Source organism: Allobosea sp. CRIB-10 (assembly GCF_900112185.1).
Classification (GTDB): Bacteria; Pseudomonadota; Alphaproteobacteria; order Rhizobiales; family Beijerinckiaceae; genus Allobosea.
Genome location: NZ_FOKP01000062.1, coordinates 1 through 3,612 on the forward strand (window position 1 = coordinate 1; position 3,612 = coordinate 3,612).

The following is a 3,612-nucleotide window of genomic DNA, read 5'->3' on the forward strand; positions in this document are numbered from 1 at the left end:
GACATCTGATCCGACATGCCGATCATCCCGCTCCGATCAGGCCAACTGAATCAGCAATCAAACCTCAAAGCCAGAACCCTTTCGCAGAGAAATCCGCAAGGGGGAGGGCTTCCCCGCGCCCACTTGTCCCACCCGTACCCGCGCCACGCCGACGGAACGCTTCCGTGCCGGCGCGGCATGCTCTAGAGGATCAGCCGATTCCACAACGGATCGGCTTGAGCGATGTACGACATCAGATGGATTCGCGAGAACGCTGAGGCGTTCGATCGGGGCTTGCAGCGACGCGGGCTTGAGAAACTGTCGTCGTCGCTGCTGGCGCTCGACGATCAGCGCCGCGCCGCCATCGGCAAGTCGCAGGCCGCGCAGGAGCGCCGCAACGCCCTCTCCAAGGAGATCGGCAAGGCGATGGGCCAGAAGGACCTCGCCCTCGCCGAGCAGCTCAAGGCCGAGGTCGCCGCGCTCAAGGAGCAGGTGCCGGCGCTGGAAGCCGAGGAGAAGGCCGCGGTCGAGGCGCTGAACGCCCAGCTCTCCGCGATCCCGAACACGCCGCTCGACGAGGTCCCTGACGGCGCCGACGAGCATGGCAACGTTGTGCTCGAAGGTCACACGCATGGCCAGCCGCCAGAGAAGACCGGCGGCCGGCTGTTCGGCTTCAATCAGATCAAGGAGCACTACGAGCTCGGCGAGGCCCTCGGCCAGATGGATTTCGAGAAGGCCGCCAAGCTCTCCGGCTCGCGCTTCGTCGTGCTCGACCGGCAGATCGCGCGCCTCAACCGGGCCATCGGCCAGTTCATGCTTGACACCCATGTCGAGGAGCATGGCTACACCGAGGTCAACCCGCCGCTGATGGTGCGGGACGATGCCATGTTCGGCACGGCGCAGCTGCCGAAGTTTGCCGCCGACCAGTTCCACGCCTTCGCCTATGATATGCCCGAGCATCTGAAGCCGCACGGGCCTGCAGCGGAACTCTGGGAGTCGCTGGCGGAGGATTGGGCATCCGAGGAAGGCAAGCTCGAACAGGCGACCTTCGCCTCGGTCGTGCAGGCCCTAGTCGACCACAAGTTGCGCCAGGATGAGATCGACCAGATCTCCGCCTTCTTCAACCGGCTGAAGCGCGAGCTGGCCGTGGCTCGCCATGGCAAGGCGCGCGGTGAGGTTCTGCTTGGTGCAGCGGCGGGCGGGCATTGGCTCATCCCAACCGCCGAAGTCCCGCTGACCAATCTCGTGCGCGAGTCCATCCTCTCCGAGGAAGAACTGCCGCGCCGCTTCACCGCGCTTACCCCCTGCTTCCGGGCCGAGGCTGGCTCGGCCGGGCGTGATACGCGTGGCATGCTGCGCCAGCACCAGTTCGAGAAGGTCGAGCTCGTCTCGATCACCGCGCCGGAGAAATCGCGCGAAGAGCACGAGCGCATGCTGTCTTGCGCCGAGACCGTGCTGAAGAAGCTCGATTTGCATTATCGCGTCATGACGCTGTGCACCGGCGACATGGGCTTCGCCTCGCAGAAGACCTACGACATCGAGGTCTGGCTGCCCGGCCAGAAGACCTATCGCGAGATCTCGTCCTGCTCGGTCTGCGGCGATTTCCAGGCCCGGCGCATGAACGCCCGCTACAAGACGAAGGACGGCAAGGGCCCGTTCTTCGTCCACACCCTCAACGGCTCGGGCACGGCGGTCGGCCGCGCCCTGATCGCGGTGATGGAGAACTACCAGAACGCCGACGGCTCGATCACCGTGCCGGACGCGCTGGTTCCGTATATGCGCGGGGTCACCCGCATCGAGAAGGCGGCCTGATCCCATGCGCATCCTGGTGACCAATGACGATGGCATCCATGCCGAAGGTCTCGCTATCCTCGAGCAGATCGCCGCCCAGCTCTCCGATGACGTCTGGGTGGTGGCGCCCGAGACCGACCAGTCGGGCGTGGCGCATTCGCTCTCGTTGTCGAACCCGCTGCGCTTGCGTCAGATCGAGGAGAAGCGCTTCGCCGTCCAGGGTACGCCGACCGATTGCGTGATCATGGCGGTGCGCTCGGTCATGGCCGAGATGAAGCCCGATCTCGTGCTTTCCGGCGTCAATCGCGGCCAGAACGTCGCCGAGGACGTCACCTATTCCGGCACCATCGCCGCGGCGATGGAAGGCACGCTGCTCGGCATCCCCTCGATCGCGGTGAGCCAGGCCTATATGGCGGGCGACCGCACCAAGATCATCTGGGACTGCGCCCTGCAGCATGCGCCGGGAATCATCCGCCGCCTGCTGGAGGAAGGGATTCCCGAGGGCGTGCTGTTCAACCTCAACTTCCCGAACGTCGCGCCCGCCGAAGTCGCGGGCGTCGCGGTGACGGCGCAGGGTCGGCGCGACCAGGAGCTGATGCGGCTGGAGCCGCGGCGCGACGGGCGCGGCAATCCCTATTACTGGATCGCCTTCCAGCGCGGCAAGAACGAGCCGGCCAATGGCACCGATCTGCGCGCCCTCGCCGAGAACAAAATCTCGGTGACGCCGCTGGAGCTCGACCTGACGCATGAGCCGACGATGACGCGCTTCGCGCGCGTCTTCGCCTGAGGCTGTTTGCATGTCTCCCTCAGCCCTCATCCTGAGGAGCCGCGTAGCGGCGTCTCGAAGGATGGTTCCAGTGATCTCTGGAGCATCCTTCGAGACGCGATCTGCGATCGCTCCTCGGGATGAGGGCTATGGGTTGTGAACGACATCCTGCCGATGACCGAGGAGGGCGCCAGCAGCGAGAGCGAACGCACCGTCGCCTTCCTGTTGTCGCTGCGCGCGCGGGGCGTGCGCGACCTCGCCTTGCTGCGGGCGATGGAGCGCGTGCCGCGCGAGCATTTCGCGCCCTCGCGCTTCGCCGATCTCGCCCGCCAGGACGTCTCCGTGCCGCTTCCCTGCGGTCAGACCATGACGGCGCCGCATACGGTCGCGGCGCTGGTCGGCGCGCTGGAGATGAAGCCCGATTGCCGCGTGCTCGAGATCGGCTCCGGCTCGGGCTATGTCGCGGCGCTGCTCGCGGCGATGGGCGGCAGGGTCGTCTCGCTGGAGCGCTACCGCACGCTCGCGCTCGCCGCGCATGAGCGCCTTGCCGGCGGCGGCTTCGCCCAACTGGTCGAGCTCCGTCACGCCGATGGCTTCCAGCCCGATCGCACGCTCGGCCGCTTCGAGCGCATCCTCGTCAACGGCGTGATGCAGACGGTGCCGGAGGCGCTGCTCGCCCGGCTGGAGATTGGTGGCCGGCTGGTCGGCGCGCTGCGCGTCGAGGGGGCAGGGCGGCTCGTCATCGTCACCCGCAGCGAGGACGGCTTCGACCACGCCCTGGGCCCGATCATCCGCATCCCGCCGCTGGCGCCGGGATTGTCGCAGGCGCTCTGAGGCGCGCGCGTTTCGAATACGCGGTGATAGAACTCGCATCCGCGGGGAACCCTTCTCCCGTGTGGGAGGGCAGGGATGAGGGCCTGCCCTAACCGCAGAAGGTGCAGCGGCACTGCCTCGTTCCAATGTTCAGCGGCGGTCCCTCACCCTTGTAACTCTCATTTTGCCTCATCTGCTATACCAGCGGTTGCGGTGGCAGGTGGAAGACCGACAGCCCTGAGGGACACCAAGCCCGTGGGTGA

The 3,612-nt window shown here is 66.6% G+C and carries 3 protein-coding genes; all 3 read left to right on the forward strand.

Features of this window, described 5'->3' with window-relative positions; translation table 11 throughout:
• The first annotated feature begins 222 nt into the window (after positions 1-222).
• The 3 genes from serS to BMZ69_RS30855 all read left to right on the forward strand — a co-directional run bounded on the left by serS (position 223) and on the right by BMZ69_RS30855 (position 3,370).
• Positions 223-1,791, forward strand: coding sequence for a serine--tRNA ligase (serS, locus tag BMZ69_RS30845; RefSeq protein WP_092163836.1), 1,569 nt, complete (start codon positions 223-225; stop codon positions 1,789-1,791).
• A gap of 4 nt (positions 1,792-1,795) precedes the next feature.
• Complete coding sequence (gene surE, locus BMZ69_RS30850; RefSeq protein ID WP_092163837.1) at positions 1,796-2,557, forward strand: 5'/3'-nucleotidase SurE; 762 nt, start codon at positions 1,796-1,798, stop codon at positions 2,555-2,557.
• Between the two features lie 135 nt (positions 2,558-2,692).
• A complete protein-coding gene (locus BMZ69_RS30855) occupies positions 2,693-3,370 on the forward strand; it encodes a protein-L-isoaspartate O-methyltransferase family protein (RefSeq protein ID WP_244543631.1) in 678 nt (225 codons plus the stop codon).
• Positions 3,371-3,612: the final 242 nt, after the last annotated feature.